The sequence below is a fragment of the Herminiimonas sp. KBW02 genome (genome assembly GCF_003852535.1).
Lineage (GTDB): Bacteria > Pseudomonadota > Gammaproteobacteria > Burkholderiales > Burkholderiaceae_D > Oxalicibacterium.
In genome coordinates this window covers 151,146-172,150 of record NZ_QAJP01000010.1, presented here as the reverse complement: position 1 = coordinate 172,150, position 21,005 = coordinate 151,146, and the positions used below count along the sequence as shown (strand labels likewise).

The 21,005-nt window shown below is 50.8% G+C and carries 16 protein-coding genes and 1 pseudogene; 15 read left to right on the top strand and 2 right to left on the bottom strand.

Features of this window, described 5'->3' with window-relative positions:
• The first annotated feature begins 135 nt into the window (after nucleotides 1–135).
• Entirely contained in the window at nucleotides 136–1,113 is a 978-nt protein-coding gene (locus DBR37_RS16610) for an NAD(P)H-quinone oxidoreductase (RefSeq protein ID WP_124575586.1), read from the top strand.
• A gap of 74 nt (nucleotides 1,114–1,187) precedes the next feature.
• On the opposite strand, the gene DBR37_RS16605 is transcribed toward DBR37_RS16610, so the two are convergent.
• Entirely contained in the window at nucleotides 1,188–2,168 is a 981-nt protein-coding gene (locus DBR37_RS16605) for a LysR family transcriptional regulator (RefSeq protein ID WP_124575585.1), read from the bottom strand.
• A 144-nt stretch (nucleotides 2,169–2,312) separates the two neighbouring features.
• Here DBR37_RS16605 and DBR37_RS16600 point away from each other — a divergent pair, with 144 nt between their 5' ends.
• From DBR37_RS16600 to DBR37_RS16560, 9 genes are all read left to right on the top strand, one after another.
• Entirely contained in the window at nucleotides 2,313–2,648 is a 336-nt protein-coding gene (locus DBR37_RS16600; RefSeq protein WP_124575584.1) for a hypothetical protein, read from the top strand.
• A 410-nt stretch (nucleotides 2,649–3,058) separates the two neighbouring features.
• On the top strand, nucleotides 3,059–4,225 hold the full coding sequence (gene sucC / locus DBR37_RS16595; RefSeq protein ID WP_124575583.1) for an ADP-forming succinate--CoA ligase subunit beta: 1,167 nt from the start codon (nucleotides 3,059–3,061) through the stop codon (nucleotides 4,223–4,225).
• Nucleotides 4,226–4,227: 2 nt separating this feature from the next.
• The gene (sucD, locus tag DBR37_RS16590) at nucleotides 4,228–5,103 is read left to right on the top strand and encodes a succinate--CoA ligase subunit alpha (protein WP_012078256.1); all 876 of its coding nucleotides are present in this window, start codon (nucleotides 4,228–4,230) and stop codon (nucleotides 5,101–5,103) included.
• A 216-nt stretch (nucleotides 5,104–5,319) separates the two neighbouring features.
• A complete protein-coding gene (locus tag DBR37_RS16585) occupies nucleotides 5,320–6,087 on the top strand; it encodes a fumarylacetoacetate hydrolase family protein (protein WP_012078257.1) in 768 nt (255 codons plus the stop codon).
• Nucleotides 6,088–6,106: 19 nt separating this feature from the next.
• On the top strand, nucleotides 6,107–7,117 hold the full coding sequence (locus DBR37_RS16580) for a 2-dehydropantoate 2-reductase (protein ID WP_124575582.1): 1,011 nt from the start codon (nucleotides 6,107–6,109) through the stop codon (nucleotides 7,115–7,117).
• A gap of 672 nt (nucleotides 7,118–7,789) precedes the next feature.
• Nucleotides 7,790–8,818, top strand: a complete 1,029-nt coding sequence (locus tag DBR37_RS16575) for a tripartite tricarboxylate transporter substrate binding protein (protein WP_124575581.1) — start codon at nucleotides 7,790–7,792, stop codon at nucleotides 8,816–8,818.
• Between the two features lie 105 nt (nucleotides 8,819–8,923).
• Nucleotides 8,924–9,445 (top strand): tripartite tricarboxylate transporter TctB family protein, encoded by a 522-nt coding sequence (locus tag DBR37_RS16570; RefSeq protein WP_124575580.1) that lies wholly within the window; start codon nucleotides 8,924–8,926, stop codon nucleotides 9,443–9,445.
• 72 nt (nucleotides 9,446–9,517) lie between these two features.
• Nucleotides 9,518–11,047: a tripartite tricarboxylate transporter permease gene (locus tag DBR37_RS16565; protein ID WP_124575579.1), complete on the top strand. Its 1,530-nt coding sequence runs from the start codon at nucleotides 9,518–9,520 to the stop codon at nucleotides 11,045–11,047.
• A gap of 229 nt (nucleotides 11,048–11,276) precedes the next feature.
• Nucleotides 11,277–12,110 (top strand): cytidylate kinase family protein, encoded by an 834-nt coding sequence (locus DBR37_RS16560; RefSeq protein ID WP_124575578.1) that lies wholly within the window; start codon nucleotides 11,277–11,279, stop codon nucleotides 12,108–12,110.
• Nucleotides 12,111–12,166: 56 nt separating this feature from the next.
• Here the strand turns inward: DBR37_RS16560 and DBR37_RS16555 are convergent, their stop codons facing one another.
• Complete coding sequence (locus tag DBR37_RS16555) at nucleotides 12,167–12,775, bottom strand: Crp/Fnr family transcriptional regulator (protein WP_012078263.1); 609 nt, start codon at nucleotides 12,773–12,775, stop codon at nucleotides 12,167–12,169.
• A gap of 286 nt (nucleotides 12,776–13,061) precedes the next feature.
• On the opposite strand from DBR37_RS16555, the gene oxc reads away from it, so the two are divergent.
• The 5 genes and pseudogenes from oxc (at nucleotide 13,062) to DBR37_RS16530 (ending at nucleotide 20,982) form a co-directional block, all read left to right on the top strand.
• The gene (gene oxc, locus DBR37_RS16550) at nucleotides 13,062–14,774 is read left to right on the top strand and encodes an oxalyl-CoA decarboxylase (protein WP_124575577.1); all 1,713 of its coding nucleotides are present in this window, start codon (nucleotides 13,062–13,064) and stop codon (nucleotides 14,772–14,774) included.
• A 250-nt stretch (nucleotides 14,775–15,024) separates the two neighbouring features.
• Nucleotides 15,025–16,284: a formyl-CoA transferase gene (gene frc / locus DBR37_RS16545; RefSeq protein WP_124575576.1), complete on the top strand. Its 1,260-nt coding sequence runs from the start codon at nucleotides 15,025–15,027 to the stop codon at nucleotides 16,282–16,284.
• A 676-nt stretch (nucleotides 16,285–16,960) separates the two neighbouring features.
• Nucleotides 16,961–17,289: pseudogene (locus DBR37_RS16540) on the top strand (hypothetical protein); the annotation flags it as partial.
• 74 nt (nucleotides 17,290–17,363) lie between these two features.
• On the top strand, nucleotides 17,364–18,614 hold the full coding sequence (gene frc / locus DBR37_RS16535; protein WP_012078266.1) for a formyl-CoA transferase: 1,251 nt from the start codon (nucleotides 17,364–17,366) through the stop codon (nucleotides 18,612–18,614).
• 664 nt (nucleotides 18,615–19,278) lie between these two features.
• A complete protein-coding gene (locus DBR37_RS16530; RefSeq protein WP_124575575.1) occupies nucleotides 19,279–20,982 on the top strand; it encodes an NADH-ubiquinone oxidoreductase-F iron-sulfur binding region domain-containing protein in 1,704 nt (567 codons plus the stop codon).
• Nucleotides 20,983–21,005 lie beyond the last annotated feature (23 nt).

The window sequence follows — 21,005 nt, the reverse complement described above, 5'->3', positions numbered from 1 at the left end:
CCATCGTCGCCGATGGCCGGGCGCGTGGTTTAAGGCGTTTTTAGTTTAGCGGCGATTTGCGCATGGGATTGGCAGATAAATCGATTATCGAATATCCTTGCTGCCTTCAACGTCTACACAATTAAAGGATTTACCATGCGCGCGATCGAGATTACTCAGCCAGGCCCACCAGATGTCTTGAAGCTGTGCGAGCGTCCTATGCCCGAGCCTAAGGCTGGCGAAGTATTGATCAAAGTGCATGCGGCGGGTATTAACCGTCCTGACGTGCTGCAACGTACGGGTAATTACCCGGTGCCTAAAGGCGCGTCTGATTTGCCAGGCCTGGAAGTGGCGGGTGAAATCGTCGGCGGCGACCTGGCTGGTACTGATTTCAAACTGGGCGACATGATTTGCGCGCTGGCGCAGGGCGGTGGTTATGCCGAGTATTGCACCGCGCCGGTCGAGCAATGCCTGCCGATTCCTAAAGGCCTGGATGCAGTCGAAGCTGCTTCGCTGCCAGAAACATTCTTCACGGTCTGGAGCAATGTGTTTGATCGCGTTGGTTTGAGTGGCGACGAAACCTTGCTGGTGCAAGGTGGTACTTCGGGTATCGGCGTCACCGCAATTCAGATCGCTAAAGCGTTGGGTCATCGCGTGTTTGCAACTGCAGGCAGCGACGACAAGGCCCGTGCTTGTGAAGTGATGGGCGCCGAACGCGGCATCAATTATAAGACTGAAGACTTTGTTGAAGTGGTCAAAGCTGCTACCGGTGGCAAGGGCGTCGATGTGATTCTTGACATGGTCGGTGGCGATTATGTATCGCGTGAAATTCGCTGTCTCGCTGATGACGGTCGTCTCGTATTCATCGCGCTGCTGGGCGGCAACAAGGCAGAAGTCAGCCTGGGTCAAATCCTGTTGCGTCGCCTGACAATTACCGGTTCGACCTTGCGTCCGCGTCCGGTCGCATTCAAGGCTGCGATTGCGAAACAGTTACGTGAGCGTGTCTGGCCATTGATAGAAGCAGGCAAAATCAAACCGGTCATCTACCAAACCTTCCCATTGGAAGAAGCGGCACAAGCACATGCATTGATGGAAACCAGCACACATATCGGCAAAATTATCCTGAAGGTATAAGCGCCGCTACATGCGATAAAAAAGCCCGCCAGTTCGTAAAGAATGGCGGGCTTTTTGCTGGACGTTGAAGAGGATTATTTTTTGTTCTTGCCTGATGCTTTCGCGGGCAGGTCGCTTAACTGTTTGCCCGGTTTCGGATTGTAACGGATCAGGCGTTCGATCAATTCCGGACCTTCTTCCAGCAGGAAGTTTTTAAAGGCTTGTGCGACTGGCGGCAGGCGCTTGTTCTTCCGGTGCACGATGTACCAGTTCAACATAACCGGGAAGCCTTCGACATCCAGCACGGCCAGACTGCCAGCCTGCAGTTCCAGACTGATGGTGTGCGCAGAAAGGAAGCTCACACCCATGCCTGCGATCACCGCCTGCTTGATGGTTTCGGTACTGCGGATTTCCATCGCGACATTGATGTCATTGATACGATCACCGAAACCGTCTTCCATCGAGTGCCAGGTATCCGAACCTTTTTCACGCACGACGAAGGGTTCCTGCATCAGCCTGCTCATCGGGATATTTTTCTGTGACACCAACGGATGGTCAGGTGCCGCCACGATCACGTAAGGGTGGGGCGCAAATGCCTCGTTGATCGTATCCATATCGGTCGGCGGCCGCACCATAATCGCGATATCGGTCAGATTGCTGGTCATCTGGTTCAGCAGGCCTTCGCGATTGTGTACTGACAGGTTCAGCGTCACGCCCTGATGGCTGCGCGCAAATTCCACCAGCAGGCGCGGGAAGAAGTAATCGCCCGCGCTGATAACCGCGACGTTCAGCTTGCCGCCGGTGATGCCCTTGAACTGCGTCATCGCATCTTCCGCTTCCTGGAACTGCTGGATGATGGTGCGACTGTAGTGCAGCAGCTCGGAGCCGCCGGGCGTGAGATAGATTTTTTTCCCTAATTGCTCGAACAGGGCAAGGCCGGCGTGCTCCTCCAGCTTCTTGACCTGGGTGGAAACCGCGGGTTGCGTAAGGTGCAATTCTTCTGCAGCTCGCGAAAAGCTTAGGTGGCGGGCAACCGTCTCAAAAACCTTTAATTGCCGGAGTGTTGCGTTCTTCATGGCAGGAATAGTCGATGTATAAGCTTAAAGGAATCATTATGATTAAATACTTTAACTATGCCTAATCATTTTTTGCCCCTAAGATGCATTTAAGTTTAGAAAACAACGCTAAATGAGTACCAAAATCTAGACAGGAGACTTACTATGTTCACAGCCGCGTTGGATCAATATTCTGCAGATGATGCAGCGGATCTACATCGTAACGCTTATAACGCAGCGTTTTACGAACTCGGCTTGAGCTGGTATTGGGATGCGAACACCGACGATGATCTTGCCGTCGCCGCAGGTGGTCGCAAACGTCTTCAACATTATCTGGAAACTTGCCAACAGCATCTCCTGAAAGTGTATGAAGCCGATTTCCTGATTGAAGCAATTCAAGCCGCCAAAGCACGCTGCTATGAAACCATGACTGCCTCTGGAACCCGCGTAACACGCTCGGTGAACTGGGCTGAGTTTCAACGGGGCGAAGTAGGCGTTTGAGCACGGTATCCTTGTGGATTGTGTCATGACCTGACGCAATCGCAGTGGATGCAAGGCAATTTGACTGTGTACATCAATCTATCGGTTCGATGTTGCGCCGCGTCAAATTTGCAGCTCACTCCATTTGTTGTAACTGATGCGAATTAATCCTCGCGCGATCGCCGTTTTCTTCATCGATTTTTGCATAAGTATGATCGATTAAGGTGCGGCAAGTATCGAATCTTAACCGTGGTCAAGGATATCGGGATACTCTTCTCGGACAATCCACGTCACCGTTAATTTCGATATAGCAGCAGTTAAAATAGCAGCTTTTTTGCTGGGAGCATCGACGGTTTTTGCGTGGATTCAAGCAAAAGAAAATTTATCGCAGCATAGAGCTGCCAAAAAATTGATTATCAACAAGGACGATCATGAATATCCACGAGTATCAAGGAAAAGAAATACTGCGTAAGTATGGTGTTACGACACCAAAAGGTTTCCCCTGTTTTTCCGTAGATGAAGCTGTTCAGGCTGCAGAAAAACTCGGCGGCAAAGTTTGGGTTGTTAAGGCCCAGATTCACGCAGGTGGCCGTGGCAAAGGCGGCGGTGTCAAGGTCGCAAAATCGCTGGATGAAGTGCGTAAATACGCAAACGACATCCTCGGCATGACGCTGGTAACACACCAAACCGGTCCTGAAGGTCGTCTGGTTAAGCGTTTGCTGATCGAAGAAGGCGCGGACATCAAAAAAGAACTGTACGTCGGTATGGTTGTTGACCGTGGTAGCCAACGCGTTGCCCTGATGGCATCCAGCGAAGGTGGCATGGACATCGAACACGTTGCCGAACACACTCCTGAGAAAATTCACAAGGTATTCATCGATCCAGTCACAGGTTTGCTCGATAGCGAGGCTGACGACATCGCCCGCAAAATCGGCGTACCAGAAGGTTCGATCGGCCAGGCACGTGCATTCATGCAAGGCCTGTACAAAGCATTCGACGAAACCGATGCATCGCTGGCAGAGATCAACCCATTGATCGTGACTGGCGACGACCGTATCGTTGCACTCGACGCGAAATTCAACTTCGATTCGAACGCAATGTACCGTCATCCTGAAATCCAGGAAATGCGCGATCTGGACGAAGAAGATCCGGCAGAAATCGAAGCATCGAAATTTGACCTGACCTACATCTCGCTCGACGGCAACATCGGCTGCCTGGTTAACGGCGCTGGTCTGGCTATGGCAACCATGGATGTCATCAAGCTGTACGGCGGTTCGCCAGCTAACTTCCTCGACGTAGGCGGCGGTGCTACGACTGAGAAAGTAACTGAAGCATTCAAGATCATGTTGAAGAACCCGGACATCAAAGCGATTCTGGTTAACATCTTCGGCGGCATCATGAAGTGCGACGTGATTGCGCAAGGCGTGATCGCTGCAGCAAAACAAGTTGATCTGACAGTTCCACTGGTCGTTCGTATGGCTGGTACCAATGAAGAACTGGGCAAGAAGATCCTGGCTGAATCGGGTCTTCCTATCATCACGGCAAACAACATGGCTGAAGCGGCTGAAAAAGTCGTCAACGCAGCACAGGGGAAATAAGCATGTCAATCCTGATCAATAAAGACACTAAAGTTATCACCCAAGGTATCACTGGTAAAACCGGTCAGTTCCATACCAAGATGTGTATCGAATACGCAAACGGTAAAAACTGTTTCGTTGCTGGCGTGAATCCTAAGAAAGCTGGCGAATCGTTCGAAGGCGTGCCTATCTACGGTTCCGTCGCTGAAGCAAAAGCAGAAACAGGCGCAACTGTTTCGGTTATCTATGTTCCGCCTCCGTTCGCAGCTGCTGCAATCGACGAAGCTGTTGATGCTGGCGTTGATCTGGTTATCTGCATTACCGAAGGTATCCCAGTCCGCGACATGATCCGCACCAAGCAACGCATGGAAGGCAAGAAAACCCTGTTGCTCGGACCTAACTGCCCAGGCTTGATTACACCTGATGAAATCAAGATCGGCATCATGCCAGGCCACATCCACAAGAAAGGTCGTATCGGCGTGGTTTCGCGCTCCGGCACATTGACCTATGAAGCAGCTGGTCAGCTGGCTGAATTCGGCCTGGGTCAATCGACCGTGGTTGGTATCGGCGGTGACCCAGTCAGCGGCTTGAAGCACATCGACGTGTTGCGCATGTTCAATGACGATCCTGACACCGACGCAGTCATCATGGTTGGTGAAATCGGTGGCGACGCAGAAGAAACCTGCGCACGCTGGATCAAAGACAACATGAAAAAACCAGTTGTCGGCTTCATCGCTGGTGTTACTGCTCCTGCAGGCAAACGTATGGGCCACGCTGGTGCGATCATCTCCGGCGGCAAAGGTACAGCGCAAGAGAAACTGGCTGTGATGGAAGCGTGCGGCATCAAAGTAACGCGCAATCCAGCTGAAATGGGCCGTTTGTTGAAATCGGTTCTGTAATAAGTTGTTCTGACACTCCCCATGCATGGGGAGTGTTATCCCTACAGCAAATACCCTGTGTTTGCTTTAGAGATAGTTGGCAAATGCAAAGAAGTACACGTAGCAAGTGCGCTAATACGCACCGGAATGTGATCGCGTGATAGCGCTGGTCTGCCGTTAATTCTGCTGCTTGCCTTTGTTAACAGTACAAGTTTCGAAATCTTAAGAAAGCAAAAAATGTCAAAACGTTGGGTACGGTTTAGTCACGCAGGTAACACACAGTTCGGTACGCTTGAAGGCGACAATATTCAAGTTCACACTGGCGATATGTACGCTAACCCGGTTAAAACAGACACCGTGTTGAACATCAATGACGTCAAAGTCCTGATGCCGGCGCAACCTACCAAAATCATCGCGATGTGGAACAACTTCCACGAACTGGCGAAGAAACTGAACCTGGCAGATCCAGCAGAGCCACTGTACCTGATCAAGGCGCCTAACTCTTACCTGAACCCAGGTGAAACCATCCAGAAGCCGCCTACAGACGACAAAGTCGTGTTCGAAGGCGAGCTCGGTATCGTTATCGGCAAAACTGCTAAAGCAGTGTCTGAAGCGGACGCGATGGACTATGTATTTGGTTACACCGTTGCAAACGACGTTACCGTTGCAACTATCCTGAATCGTGATGAATCGTTTGCACAATGGGTGCGCGCAAAAGGTCTGGACACCTTCTGCCCATTCGGCCCAACGATCGCTACCGATCTGGATCCGACCACATTGGTTGTTAAAACTGTCCTCAACGGCGATGTTCGTCAAAACTATCCAATTAGCGATATGCGTTTCTCCACGCAGCAATTGGTAAGCATGATTTCCGCCGATATGACGCTGTTCCCAGGCGACATCATCCTGTGCGGCACCTCGGTAGGTGTCGGCTCGATGAAGCCAGGTAGCGTCGTGGAAGTTGAGATTGCTGGTATCGGCAAGCTCACAAATGATTTTAAATAATAGTGGCGAGGTAAATGGTATGAAAATTGCAATTATTGGTGCAGGTGCTATCGGCGGTTACGTTGGCGTCAAATTGGCGCTGGCTGGTGAAGACGTAACTTTCATCGTACGTGGTGCGAATCTGGAAGCCATCCGTAAAAACGGCGCTAAATTGATCATGCACGACGGTTCGGAACACGTTGCTGCAAACGTCAAGGCAACCAACAACTACGACGAAGCTGGTCCGCAAGACATCATCGTCCTGGCAATGAAAGCGCATCAACTCGAAGCGATTGCTGACGACCTGCCTAAACTGATCGGCCCGGATACCGTCATCGTCACGATGCAAAACGGTATTCCTTTCTGGTACTTCCACAAGCATGGCGGCAAACTGGCTGGCACACGCGTAGAAAGCGTAGACCCAACCGGCAAAATCACTTCCAAGATCCCTGCTGATCGCGTTCTGGGTTGTGTTGTATACCCAGCGTCGGAATTGATCGCTCCAGGCGTTATCAAGCACATCGAAGGCGACCGTTTCCCTATCGGCGAACTGGACGGCTCGACCAGCGAACGCGCAACCCGCGTATCGGAATGCTTCACCAACGCTGGCTTCAAATCGCCAGTATTGGACAACATCCGTTCGGAAATCTGGCTGAAATTGTGGGGCAACCTGACATTCAACCCGATCAGCGCGCTGTCGCACTCGACTCTGCAAGACATCTGCCAATACCCGCTGTCGCGTGAACTGGCTGCTGCAATGATGACCGAAGCGCAAACCATCGCGCACAAACTGGGCATCGAATTCCGCGTTACGCTCGAGAAGCGTATCGCTGGTGCAGAAAAAGTCGGCAAACACAAAACATCGATGTTGCAAGACGTTGAAGCCGGTCGCGATCCTGAGATCGACGCATTGGTAGGTTCGGTAGCAGAACTCGGCCGCTTGACAGAAACACCGACGCCGCATATCGACACCGTGTACGCACTGGTTAAATTGCTGGCGAAGACCATGAATGAAGAGACTGGTCAGGTCAAGCTGCAAAAAGTCGCTTAATTCAGCGTTCTTAGCATCGATAAGATGATAAAGCCCATGAAGATATTCTTATCTTCATGGGCTTTTTTCTTGTCTGTAGGCGCTGATCGCGTGCAATTGACGGTATGACGCGGGATTGCACCAGGATGGTGACTTATCGATCAAAGATGGAAATTCTTAACCAGCATCAAGGAAAGCTGAGAAGAGTTCTCGCAAACTCAAGAAAATGAAAAGAAATACGTATAAATACGTATATAAATTTTTCACCAACATATGCCCTAAGGATGGCACACTGATGCAAAGCGATAAATTAATGTCGCATTGCAATCAAAAATGCAGTGTTTGAATTTGAGTAAAGAGACATCGTTCACTGATAGCCGTAAATAAACAGGCACGTTGAATGATGGATCGTTGTGACGCAGGTATGGTTAAAGGAGGCCGTATATGTATCCCAGTAACTCGCAAGGGTGGCTCAGGTAACAAACAAGAGGCGCGATCAAAGGAGGTCGCCGTCCCGAAAACTTGACCTAGGTCAAGAAGTTTTTGGAGGAATGGTCACACTATCCTCGGAAAACAAAAGTAACTTTAAGTTACGTAGAAGGCATCGTTGGCCGCACGGTGCTAGTGCTCACAAGGCACCCTGACGCGGCAAGTAGCACCGTAGGTAAAATTATTATTAACAGGAGACAAGCAATGATCAAGGATTTCATTTCGCATTCGAAAAGCGGCATGGCAATGGCAACAGCCGGTGCATTTGCTGCAGTAGCTCTCGCTGCAACTCCGGCATTCGCAGCTTGGGAACCAACCAAGCCAGTCGAATTTGTGGTTCCAGCTGGTACAGGCGGTGGCGCTGACCAAATGGCTCGTCTGATCCAAGGCGTGATCATCAAAAACAAATTGATGAAAGAACCGCTGATCGTCGTCAATAAATCGGGTGGTGCCGGTGCTGAGGGCTTCCTCGGCATTAAAAATGACAAGGGCGATCCACACAAAATCATTATCACCTTGTCGAACCTGTTCACCACGCCTATGGCTACTGGTGTTCCGTTCAACTGGCGTGACATGACTCCAGTGGCGATGTTGGCACTGGATCAATTCGTTCTGTGGACCAATGCAGAGCAGCCATACAAATCCGCAAAAGAGTACATCGATGCGGTAAAAGCAGCTGGCCCTAACAAGTTCAAAATGGGCGGCACAGGCTCCAAGCAGGAAGATCAGATCATCACTGTTGGCCTGGAAAAAGCAACCGGCACCAAGTTCATCTACATCCCATTCAAAGGCGGTGGTGAAGTTGCAGTGCAGTTGGTTGGTAACCACTTGCAATCAACGGTTAACAATCCTATCGAAGCAGTTTCGCAATGGCGCGCAGGTAAGCTGAAAGCGCAATGCGTATTCGATCATGAGCGTATGCCGTACAAAACCAAGGTTACCGAAACTCAATCGTGGAACGACATCCCAACATGTAAAGAAGCCGGTATCCCTACCGACTACACCATGTTGCGCGGCATCTTTATGCCTGCAGGTGTAACTCCCGATCAGCTGGCATTCTACGTTGACCTCTTCAAAAAGGTACGTGAGACAGCTGAATGGAAGGACTACATGGAAAAAGGCGCGTTCAACACGACCTTCAAAACTGGTAACGACTTCAAAGTCTGGCTGGAAGCAGCAGAGAAGCAGCACGCTACTCTGATGCAAGAAGCAGGCTTCATGGCGAAGAAGTAATCAATATCGGGATATAGGCAGTAAGCAGCGCTACCGGCTAACGGTAGTGCTGGCTTCTGCTCGCCTGTCCCAACTACATTGCAAAAATTTTCAGGAGCATTCCTCATGGATCAGAATTCAGAATCCAGCGGTGGCGTTCGCACTGGCGTGGCCACTTATGTTGTCGAGGCAGTTGTAGCTGCTCTGCTGCTGTTGCTGGGTATTACAGTTGTTATTTCCAGTTGGAACCTGGGTGCAGAGTGGACCACCGACGGTCCAGGCTCAGGGTACTTCCCGTTTTATATCGGTCTCGTTATCTGTATATCGGGCGCAGGCACACTTTTTCAATCCCTTTTTGGTAAAGAAAAAAACACAGAAGTATTTGTCGATGGTGAGCAACTGAAGCGCGTACTGCAAGTCTTGATCCCAGCAATCATTTATGTTGGTGCGATCCAGGTTTTTGGTATCTATGTTTCGTCCGCTGTCTACATCGCACTGTTCATGGTCTTGCTCGGCAAGTTCTCGCCAATTAAGGCGGTAATTGCTGCGTTGGGTGTCAACACAGTTTTCTTCCTGATGTTTGAAGTGTGGTTCAAAGTGCCCCTGTACAAAGGGTCGATAGATCTTTTGAGCTTCCTCGGTTACTAGAGCTTGTGCGTGTCGATTACATCGACGTGCTAGCTAACGAGTTAGATTGGAATTCAAGGAGTAATAAGTAAAATGGAAGAAATCAATTCATTATTTCACGGGTTCGCGGTCATTATGACCCCCATGAACTTCTTGCTGATGGTTATCGGCATTGTATTGGGGGTTTTGATTGGCGTGTTGCCTGGTCTGGGTGGCGCAAACGGCGTAGCGATTCTGCTGCCGCTTACGTTCTCGATGTCTCCGACATCTGCAATTATCATGTTGTCCTGTATCTACTGGGGTGCGTTGTTCGGCGGTGCTATTACATCCGTCCTGTTCAATATTCCCGGGGAGCCGTGGTCAGTCGCGACGACCTTCGACGGTTATCCGATGGCACAAAAAGGCAATGCTGGTGAAGCACTGACCGGCGCGTTCACATCGTCCTTTATTGGTGCGTTCGTTGCGGTTGTCATGATCACCTTCATGGCACCACTGGTTGCTAAATTCGCGTTGCGTTTCGGTCCTCCGGAATTCTTCTCGGTGTACCTGCTGACCTTCTGTAGCTTCGTTGGTATGGGTAAAGGCTCGCCGTTCAAGATTCTGGCTTCGATGGCACTCGGTTTCGCGTTGGCTTCGGTCGGCATGGATACTGTAACTGGCCAACTGCGTCTGACCTTCGGTTTCGAAGAATTCATGCGCGGCTTCGACTTCCTGATCGCTGTTATCGGTCTGTTCGGTATCGGTGAGATCCTGTTGTCGATGGAAGAAGGTCTGGCGTTCTCCGGTAAATCCGCAAAGATCGATCCAAAAATCGTTTTCCAAACATGGAAAAAACTGCCGGCATACTGGGTTACTTCGGTACGCAGCTCGCTGGTCGGTATCTGGATGGGTGTTACACCAGGTGGCGCGACTCCTGCATCGTTCATGGCTTACGGTCTGGCCAAGAAAATGTCGAAAAACGGTCCTAAGTTCGGTACCGGTGAACTCGAAGGTGTGGTTGCTCCTGAAACTGCAGCGCATGCTGCAGGTACAGCTGCATTGCTGCCGATGCTGGCACTGGGTATCCCAGGTTCGCCAACAGCAGCAGTTTTGCTCGGCGGCTTGCTGATCTGGGGTCTGCAACCTGGTCCACTGCTCTTCGTTGAGCAAAAAGACTTCGTTTGGGGCCTGATCGCCAGTATGTATCTGGGTAACCTGGTTGGTCTGCTGGTCGTGTTGACTACAGTGCCGCTGTTTGCTTCGATCCTGCGTATTCCATTCTCGATCATTGCACCAGTGATTATCGTGATCTGTGCGATCGGTGCTTACACCGTTCACAACGCAATGTTCGATATCTGGCTGATGGTTGTGTTTGGTGTGGTTGGTTATCTGTTCAAGAAACTCGACTACCCATTGGCTCCGTTGGTCCTGGCATTGGTTCTGGGTGACAAGGCTGAAGACTCGTTCCGTCAAGCGATGTTGACATCGCAAGGCGACGTAATGGTGATGTTCTCCAACCCACTGGTTGGTAGCATCACAGGTCTGGCATTGATCATGTTGTTCTGGCCATTGATCTCGCGTCTGATCGCAAAAGTTCGTCCACCAAAAGTTGACGAGTTTGCTGATGAGCGTCCAGTAGATTGATAGACCTGATCATGTTTTTGATCCGATGTCCTGCACAACGGGATGTCGCATGATCAGGCCTAGGTACTGATCAGATCTTGAATGCCCCACGCGGTGAATAGCCGCGTGGGGCATCAGTGTTTTTAGGGTTGGAAAATTTTGGTGGTATGGTTGCCCGTACAGGGGGCCAGACTAGAAAGTGGTGTTGATTAATTTGCCGTGCATGTAATCCATAACCAAGGAGATAGCTATGCCAGTAATCGCAATGACGCAAGAGATGGGATCACTCGCCAAGGATGTCGCGATGCATCTTGCTCAGACACAAAACCTCGCTGTGATGCGACATGAAGTGATAGAGCATCTTGCCGAAAAGATGGATATGAGCAAAAGCGTGATACGCCGCTTGCGCGAAGGCAAGGCAGGTTTTGTTGATCGCCTGACGGCGGATGAAGAGGGCATGGCGATCTATACCGCGGAAGAAGTCTTTGAGCTGGCAAACAAAGGCAATGTAGTGTTGCGCGGCTGGGGCGCCACCTGTCTGCTGCGCTCGGTGCCGCATGTGGTGACGGTGCGCATTACTCGTTCGATGAAGAAGCGCGTCGAGTGGCTGATGGGTCATCTCGAAACAGATGATGCCGATTTTGCCGAAGCAGAAATCCGCCGCAGTGATGCGGCGCACGCTGCGCGCATGCATCAGCAGTTCGGCGTGACCTGGGGTGATCCGGTTTTGTACGATCTGGTATTGAATACTGATCGGCTGTCGGTCGAAAGTTGTGTCGCGCAGATTCTGAATCTGGCCGCACGTCCTGAATTCAAGGAAACCAAAGCATCACAGGCAGCGCTGCAAAACATGACGCTGGAGGCGCACGTGCGCGCTGCTTTGCGTAGTTCGGCGACGACTAATGATGTCAGAGTGACCATCGAAGCAGATGGTGGGCGCGTGGCGCTGAGTGGAATCGTGCTGCATCCGGATGAGCGCGTTGCAGCGGAGAAAGTTGCTGCCGGCGTGCCTGGAGTAAAGAGTGTAGATAACCAGTTGCGTCTGATGGTTAACTCGAAACTGTATTCTTCCGGTAAGTATTGATTTTACGGCTTGGTAGTATAGAGTGACTGCAGATCTGACCTCATTGCAGGATGAGGTCAGATTTTTCCTTGATGCTTCAGTCGGCTCAAGGTTTCCGGCGAAAGATTCAGGTAAGACGCCAACTCTTTCTTCGGGATCCGGTCAAACAGTTCCGGATGCTTGCGTACGAAGCGTTGTACGCGGCCGGGAGCGTCGAGTAAGTGCAGGGTGATGGTGTGAGCCATGATCTCGCTCATCAGATGCATGACGTCATGCTCAAACGCCTGCTTGATGTGCTCATGCTTATCGATGAAAGCGATCCATTGCAGTAAGGGCAACTTCACTACGCGTGCTTTTGTCACGCAGATAATGCTGTAAGGAGTCGGGGTTTTGAGTCGCCACGCCGCATAACTTGTCTCCATGCTACGTTCATCAGCAAAACGCAGAATCATTTCCTTTGCTTGCTGATTAGTAACTACTCGCTTCAGGATGCCGTCAAGAATGAAGTATTGCTCCATTTCATGTACGCCCTGATGCAGCAGGAAGTCGCCTTTAGGGCAATCTACGACGAGCAAATGCGGTTCCAGCTCAGCCCATTCGCTCTCAGTCATGTCTTTTAAGACAAGATTTTGCTTGAGCTGAACGCGAATGACATTTCGTTCTGGGTGGTTATCAACGGTCGGCATTTACAAGATATATAGATATAAAAGACAGAAGGGTGGGCGGGGTCGATATCATGCGATGAAAATTGACCGGGGTCAATGATCGAAGCGCAGGCAGATCGATATGATACGCCCACTTGGATGGTCTATGCATAAAAGCGTTGACTGAAGGGTATCTCTAAAAACCAACCGGTCTGGTTTTTAGAGGTGCCTTACAAGTGTAGCAACAGCCGCAGCAAGAGCACGGCAACCACGGTATTGGGCAAAACTGCTCAACCTTTATTGAAATTAACGAAGAGAACATTTCATTATGAAAAACGACATTCAAGAAGTAGCAGAAGGCGTAGAGCTGACAGACGGCTTCCATCTGCTGATGGAAGCGCTGGAAATGAACGGCATCACCAACATCTATGGTCTGCTCGGCATCCCAGTTACCGAAATCGGTCGTATGTGGCAAGCCCGTGGTAACAAGTTCTTCAGCTTCCGTAACGAACAAAATGCGGGTTATGCAGCTTCGGTAGCTGGCTACCTGACCAAAAAACCAGGCGTTTGCGTGACTGTTTCCGCACCTGGCTTCCTGAACGGTTTGACCGCACTGGCTAACGCGACCACCAACTGCTTCCCAATGATTCTGATTTCCGGTTCTTCGGAACGTGAAATCGTCGACCTGCAACAAGGCGACTACGAAGAAATGGATCAGTTGAACATCGCTCGTCCACATTGCAAAGCTTCGTTCCGTATCAACCGCACTGAAGACATCGGCGTTGCAGTTGTTCGCGCAATCCGTACCGCATTGTCGGGTCGTCCAGGCGGCGTATATCTGGACATCCCAGCACGTCTGTTCAGCACCACCATGAGCGCTGAAGAAGGCCAAAAATCGTTGTTCGTTCCAGTTGATCCAGCTCCAGCACAATTGCCAGCACCATCGGCTGTTGCGCGCGCTGTTGACCTGATCAAAGGCGCTAAAAAGCCATTGATCTTGCTCGGCAAAGGTGCTGCATACGCTCAATGCGACGCAGACATCAAAGCACTGATCGAAGAAACCGGTATCCCATTCACACCTATGTCGATGGCTAAAGGTCTGGTCTCCGATACCCATCCACAATGCGCAGCTGCTGCTCGTTCGATGGTTCTGCAAGAGTCCGACGTTGTTATCCTGATCGGTGCACGTCTGAACTGGTTGCTGGCACACGGTAAAGGCAAAACATGGGGCGGCGCGAAGAAATTCGTACAAATCGATATTCAAGCTAACGAAATCGACAGCAACGTACCTATCGCTGCACCATTGATCGGTGACATCGAATCCTGCGTCAACGCATTGCGCGCTGGCCTGAAAGGTGCTGCTAAGCCAACAGAATGGATGAGCGCTATTGCTGAACGTGCTACCGGCACCAAAGCTAAACTGGCTACCAAACTGAGCACAGCTACTCCAGTCATGAACTACTTCAACTCGCTCGGCGCAATCCGTGACGTGTTGAAAAACTACCCAGACATCACCCTGGTTAACGAAGGTGCAAACACCCTCGACAACGCACGTATGGTCATCGACCAATACCTGCCACGCAAACGTGTGGATACAGGTACATGGGGCGTAATGGGTATCGGTATGGGTTCGGCTGTTGCAGCTGCAGTAGAAACCGGCAAACCAGTCGTTGCAATCTGCGGCGATAGCGCATTCGGTTTCAGCGCAATGGAATACGAAACAATCACACGTTACAACCTGCCAGTAACCGTCATCATCATGAACAACGGCGGTATCTACCGCGGTGACGAAGCGAACCCAGATCACCAAGTATCGTGCATGATTTTCAATCCGAAAACCAAGTACGACCAATTCAGTATCGCTCTGGGCGGCGAAGGCGTTCGTGCTGAAACTCCAGAAGAGTTGGTAAAAGCACTGGAAGCTTCCCTGAAATCGGGCAAACCAACCATCATCGACGCGATTATCGATCCAGCAGCTGGTGTTGAATCCGGCCGTATCGGTAACCTGAACATCGTCAGCACGATCGGTAAAAAGAAGTAATACGGGGATAGAGCCAAGGCGCAAGTCATGGCTTTGTGTGGCACGGTCAGAGTAGGACGGCCGTGCCATGCACTTGACACTGCTTGTGCCGCGGCACTAGACTAGAACGTTAAAGAACTCCAAGTAGTATTGGATTAAAGCCATGTAAATGGCGCGATTCCACTCAGAGCTCTCTGAGTGGTTTTTCACTTCCTGAAGTATTCAAATTTCAGGAATCAAGTTAAACGATTGATAAGGAAATCTACCAATCATGAGTCAAACATTACCATTAGCAGGCGTTAAGATCATCGATTTCACCCACGTACAAGCTGGTCCTGCATGTACGCAGCTGTTGGCTTGGTTCGGTGCTGACGTTATCAAAGTAGAGCGTCCAGGTTCGGGCGACGTTACTCGTTCGCAATTGCGCGACATCCCAGGTAAAGACGCTCTGTACTTCACAATGCTGAACAGCAACAAGCGTTCGCTGACACTTGATACCAAAACTCAAGAAGGTAAAGAAGTTTTGGAAAAACTGATCAAAGAATCCGACGTTATGGTTGAGAACTTTGGTCCAGGCGCATTGGATCGTATGGGCTTCTCTTGGGCGCGCGTTCAAGAACTGAACCCAGGCATGATCATGGCGTCGGTTAAAGGCTTCAGCGATGGTCACCACTACGAAGACTTGAAAGTCTACGAAAACGTTGCTCAATGTGCTGGCGGCGCTGCTTCGACCACTGGTTTCTGGGACGGCCCACCAACTGTTTCGGCAGCTGCTTTGGGTGACTCCAACACCGGTATGCACCTGGCAATCGGTATCTTGACAGCTCTGATGGGTCGTCAAAAAACTGGCAAAGGCCAAAAAGTTGCGGTATCGATGCAAGATGCTGTTCTGAACCTGTGCCGCGTTAAACTGCGCGATCAACAACGTCTGGACAAAATCGGTTACCTGGAAGAGTACCCACAATACCCACACGGCAAATTCACTGACGTCGTACCACGCGGCGGTAACGCTGGCGGTGGCGGTCAACCAGGTTGGGTTCTGAAATGTAAAGGTTGGGAAACCGATCCTAACGCATACATCTACTTCACCATCCAAGGTCACGCTTGGGCGCCAATCTGTAAAGCATTGGGTAAAGAAGAGTGGATTGAAGATCCTGCATACAACACTGCAGAAGCTCGTCAAGACAAGATTTTCGACATCTTCGCAACTATCGAAGAATGGCTCAAAGACAAAACCAAATTTGAAGCTGTCGACATTCTGCGTAAGTACGACATCCCATGCGCACCAGTTCTGTCGATGAAAGAATTGGCTGCAGACAAATCGTTGCGCGAAAGCGGTTCGATCGTTGAAGTTGAGCACAAAGACCGCGGTGAAAAATACCTGACCGTTGGTAGCCCAATCAAATTCTCCGATATGAAACCAGAAATCGTTGGTTCGCCAACTCTGGGTGAGCACACCGATGAAGTTCTGACTCAATTGGGTTACTCCAAAGAGCAGATCGCTGCATTGCACGCTGCTAAAGCAGTTTAAGAATTTCTTAAACTCGTTTTAGTCAGTAAGAACGGCGTCCGATTCGGACGCCGTTTTTTTTCGTCTCTACGAAAGTAAGGTGCGATGGATGTGCGGACAACTGTCAGCCTGAATTATGTTGCGCTGCAAGAAGCGGTCGCGCTGCTCTGGTATGCGCTCTTCATCGAACGACAGGAAGGTGCGTTTTGATGCGCTTATAAGTTGAGTGCAAAATGCCGGAAATGAGGTGCGGCAACTGCCGAAATGACCGCAAAAAACGAGGCGGACAGAGAAGCTTGGATGGGCCGAATATCATGCTGTGAAAATTGACCGGGGTCAATGATGGAAGCGCGAGCAGGTCGATATGATACGGCCACTTGTATTAGCTATAGCTAATGCGGAGTTGGCAGGGTATCTCTAAAAGCCTATAGCAAGGGTTTTCAAAGATACCTTACAGAAGAAGGCTGCAGTAGCCGGGTTGCCGGGGTTTATGTTGGAGCTGGAATGGCCCATGACTGCACCTGAGCATTGTGTAAAAGTAGTCCGGAACGAGCAGGACTATCGTACGACAGAGAAAACGCGAGGTCAGTTTGGACTGCCGGCTGGTCTGGATGCTATCCTTGCGGATTGCGCTGCAAGCGAAACGTAAAGTATGAATGGCAGCCTTGCCGGTAGTTGCGGCAGTGGTCACGGTAACTTGATGCGGTTGTTCAGACAGAGCCGCTCTCCGATGCATCTGCGTTGCGTATGTAATGAATGAATTCCTCGGCAAAGGCACTATCTACATCGGTGATAGTGGTGATGTCGTGACGATATCGGCACAAGCGGTTCGTCCACGTAATCCGGGAAAAGGAAGTGGCGTGTTATCGGTGGTGGCGAGCAAGTCCTCGATCCATCGCGCATTGCAGGCGCGTTACAGCGCGCCCGTGAGGCAGTGCAGAAACACGTGAGTCCGCAGTCATCTTTATCCGGGTAGATCCTAATGCGCATGCCCCGGCTACGATGGCTCTAACGATGTATACATAATTTTTTATTGGCTAGGTACTGCGCGAGTCGGGATGACTTGCTCGCGTTTTATTGCAAAAAGATAGGAGTAGTTGATGAGTAAGGCATTAAGCGGCTATCGCATTCTTGATTTCACACACGTGCAATCAGGCCCGACATGTACCCAGTTGCTGGCATGGTTCGGTGCGGATGTAATTAAAGTTGAACGTGCAGGCGAAGGTGATGCAACACGCGGTCAGTTGCGTGACATCCCTGAGGCAGACAGCCTCTACTTCACCATGCTGAACCACAACAAGCGTTCGATCACTCTGGATACCAAAAACCCGAAAGGGAAAGCAGTTCTGGAAACACTGATCAAGGAATGCGACGTCCTGGTAGAAAACTTCGCACCTGGCGCGCTGGATCGCATGGGTTTCACATGGGAACGCATCAACGAACTCAACCCACGCATGATCGTTGCATCGGTCAAAGGTTTTGGCCCTGGCCCATACGAGCACTGCAAAGTGTACGAAAACGTCGCGCAATGCGCAGGCGGCTCGGCTTCCACGACCGGTTTCGATGACGGCCCACCAATGGTAACCGGCGCCCAAATCGGCGACAGCGGTACCGGTCTGCACCTGGCGCTGGGTATCCTGGCTGCGTTGCTGCAACGTCACGCAAGTGGCCGTGGTCAAAAAGTTCTGGCACCTATGCAAGATGCCGTGTTGAATCTGTGCCGCGTCAAGCTGCGCGATCAACAACGTCTGGAACGCACTGGTGTCATGAAAGAGTACCCACAATATCCGGATACTCCGTTTGGCGACTCCGTACCACGTGCTGGTAATGCATCGGGTGGTGGTCAACCAGGTTCGATTCTGAAATGTAAAGGTTGGGAAACCGATCCTAACGCCTACATCTACTTCATCGCCCAAGGTGCAGTATGGGCACCGATCTGCAAAGTGATCGGTAAGGAAGAGTGGCTGACAGATCCAGAGTACGCAACACCGGCATCGCGCTTGCCACACTTGAAAAACATCTTCGCAACGGTCGAAGAGTGGACCAAGACCATGACCAAGTTCGAAGCCATGGACATCCTCAACAAGTTCGACATCCCTTGCGGCCCGATCTTGTCGATGAAAGAAATTGCTGAAGAGCCATCGTTGCGTGAAACCGGCACCATTGTTGAAGTGGATCATCCAGTGCGCGGCAAGTACCTGACAGTCGGTAACCCGATCAAGCTGTCGGACAGCCCTACCGATGTGACACGTTCGCCATTGCTGGGCGAGCACACAGAAGAAGTTCTGGGTCAGCTCGGTTACAGCGCGGAAGATATCGCAGCTTTGCGTGCAGAGCGCGTCATCTCCTAATCAATATATCGAACGGTCTGTAGCAAGACCTTCGCTGCAAAAAAGCCTCTCCCTGACGGGAGGGGCTTTTTTTATTGGTGCTCGGGAATTGCACGCGCATTGATCGCGGATGAAGATGTTGCGCCGGATGATCGGCTGACTGGCCACTTAATATATGTTTATTTCAGCCGATAAAAGCGCGGTTTGGAGCGCAAGCCCTTATTTTGCGCTAGCATATCGAAAGTAGTCTGAAAAACGACTTCTCAAATGAGAATGATTCCTTTTACGGTGGAAATAAGGGAAGAAGCGGGATTTTCCTATCGTTTTTACTGGCGGCGGCGCCATATGTACTATAAATCATGTGGAAAATTGACCTTGGTCAATGTAGGGGCTAGGGCGCGCCGATAAGATACGCCCGTCCGAAAAGTGCTTGCATATGCTAAAAAAAGCATATATATGGCATCTGAGGCGCAAAATGCTATGCAAACATAAGCATATGAAGCGCTAAAAAAGGAAGATTCCTGGATGCCGGGGCAAGTTTATAAAAGCAATAAGGTTGGCGAGAGTTGAGCGGTCTGAAGTAGAAAGACGGACTTCGCAGTGCAGGAAAGCGTAGTAAAGCAAGAACGACACGATGAGATGGCCCTGATAACTGTCGGGGCTTATTAGCTGATTAGGAACAATCATGAACCACAAAGTCATTCCCATTGCAGTGCAAGAAGTAGTCAATACGAAGGAGCGCAAGCGCCAGGCACCTAAAGGTCGTCGGGTTGATCCTGCGGCGTTGGCTGAGGTACGTGAACTGCTGGGCGATGAGTCGCGTCAGGCAGATTTGCTGATTGAGCATCTGCACAAAATTCAGGATAAATTCGGTCATCTGGCTTCCAGCCACCTGGCTGCTTTGGCGCAGGAAATGCGTCTGGCGCAAACCGAAGTATATGAAGTGGCGAGTTTCTACCATCACTTCGATATCGTTAAAGAAAATGGTATCGCGCCACAGGCATTGACCGTACGCGTGTGCGACGGCTTGTCGTGCGAAATGGCTGGTGCAAAAGACCTGTTGGCTAAATTGCCTAAAATTCTGGGCAAAGAAGTGCGCGTTATTGCCGCGCCTTGCGTAGGTCGTTGCGAACAGGCTCCGGTTGCTGTGGTTGGTCAAAATCCAATCATCAATGCAACTTGCGAAGCAGTGCAAACGGCAGTTGAGAAGAAAGAAATCGTGCAGGCTGAAGGCACCATTACTGACTTCACAGCGTATTCAAATGAAGGTGGCTACGCGCTGCTGAAAAAATGCGTTTCCGGTGAGCGTGATGTTGAGTCCGTCATCAAAACCATGGAAGATTCCGGCCTGCGTGGTCTGGGTGGTGCGGGTTTCCCATCCGGTCGCAAATGGCGCATCGTACGTGGCGAAAAAGGCCCACGTCTGATGGCGGTAAACATCGATGAAGGCGAGCCAGGTACATTCAAGGATCGCGTTTATCTGGAAAAAGATCCGCATCGTTTCCTCGAAGGCATGTTGATCGCTGCATGGGCGGTTGATATCCAGACTATCTATATCTACCTGCGTGACGAATATCACGGTTGCCGCACCATGCTGGAAGCGGAGCTGGAGAAGCTGAAAGCAAATCCTCCTATCGCCAACATGCCGGAAATATTCCTGCGTCGCGGTGCTGGCGCTTACATCTGCGGTGAAGAATCCGCGATGATCGAATCGATCGAAGGCAAGCGTGGTATGCCACGCCTGCGTCCACCATATGTGGCGCAAGTAGGTCTGTTTGGTCGTCCAACACTGGAACACAACTTTGAAACCCTGTACTGGGTGCGTGACATCCTGGAAAAAGGCGGCGAATGGTTCACCTCGCACGGCCGTAATGGTCGCAAAGGCTTGCGTTCGTACTCGGTCTCTGGTCGCGTAAAAAATCCTGGCGTCAAACTGGCTCCTGCAGGTATCTCGATTCAAGAGTTGATCGACGAATACTGCGGCGGCATGCTGGATGGTCAAACCTTCTACGGTTACCTTCCAGGTGGCGCATCGGGCGGTATCTTGCCAGCGTCGATGAACACGATTCCTCTTGACTTCGATACCTTGCAACCATACGGCTGCTTTATCGGTTCCGCTGCGGTTATCGTTTTGTCGGATAAAGATACCGCGGTACAGGCAGCGCGCAACATGATGGACTTCTTCAAGCATGAATCATGCGGTCAATGCACACCGTGCCGTGTTGGTACTGCGAAGGCTGCAGAGTTGATCAAAAAACCGAAGTGGGATGTCGGTCTGCTGGAAGATTTGTCGCAGGTAATGCGCGACTCGTCGATCTGCGGTTTGGGTCAGGCTGCACCTAACCCTATCGACTGTGTCGTCAAGTACTTCCCGCATGAGTTGGCTTAAGCAAGTAGCCCCGGATTAAGGTG

Excerpts from the sequence above, each read along its gene's own strand:
- DBR37_RS16580 (WP_124575582.1), top strand. The coding sequence starts at position 6,107 with ATGAAAATTGCAATTATTGGTGCAGGTGCTATCGGCGGTTACGTTGGC.
- DBR37_RS16565 (WP_124575579.1), top strand. The coding sequence starts at position 9,518 with ATGGAAGAAATCAATTCATTATTTCACGGGTTCGCGGTCATTATGACC.
- DBR37_RS16555 (WP_012078263.1), bottom strand. The coding sequence starts at position 12,775 with ATGCCGACCGTTGATAACCACCCAGAACGAAATGTCATTCGCGTTCAG.
- DBR37_RS16600 (WP_124575584.1), top strand. The coding sequence starts at position 2,313 with ATGTTCACAGCCGCGTTGGATCAATATTCTGCAGATGATGCAGCGGAT.
- DBR37_RS16585 (WP_012078257.1), top strand. The coding sequence starts at position 5,320 with ATGTCAAAACGTTGGGTACGGTTTAGTCACGCAGGTAACACACAGTTC.
- frc (WP_124575576.1), top strand. The coding sequence starts at position 15,025 with ATGAGTCAAACATTACCATTAGCAGGCGTTAAGATCATCGATTTCACC.
- DBR37_RS16605 (WP_124575585.1), bottom strand. The coding sequence starts at position 2,168 with ATGAAGAACGCAACACTCCGGCAATTAAAGGTTTTTGAGACGGTTGCC.
- DBR37_RS16610 (WP_124575586.1), top strand. The coding sequence starts at position 136 with ATGCGCGCGATCGAGATTACTCAGCCAGGCCCACCAGATGTCTTGAAG.
- DBR37_RS16570 (WP_124575580.1), top strand. The coding sequence starts at position 8,924 with ATGGATCAGAATTCAGAATCCAGCGGTGGCGTTCGCACTGGCGTGGCC.
- DBR37_RS16530 (WP_124575575.1), top strand. The coding sequence starts at position 19,279 with ATGAACCACAAAGTCATTCCCATTGCAGTGCAAGAAGTAGTCAATACG.
- sucD (WP_012078256.1), top strand. The coding sequence starts at position 4,228 with ATGTCAATCCTGATCAATAAAGACACTAAAGTTATCACCCAAGGTATC.
- oxc (WP_124575577.1), top strand. The coding sequence starts at position 13,062 with ATGAAAAACGACATTCAAGAAGTAGCAGAAGGCGTAGAGCTGACAGAC.
- sucC (WP_124575583.1), top strand. The coding sequence starts at position 3,059 with ATGAATATCCACGAGTATCAAGGAAAAGAAATACTGCGTAAGTATGGT.
- DBR37_RS16560 (WP_124575578.1), top strand. The coding sequence starts at position 11,277 with ATGCCAGTAATCGCAATGACGCAAGAGATGGGATCACTCGCCAAGGAT.
- DBR37_RS16575 (WP_124575581.1), top strand. The coding sequence starts at position 7,790 with ATGATCAAGGATTTCATTTCGCATTCGAAAAGCGGCATGGCAATGGCA.
- frc (WP_012078266.1), top strand. The coding sequence starts at position 17,364 with ATGAGTAAGGCATTAAGCGGCTATCGCATTCTTGATTTCACACACGTG.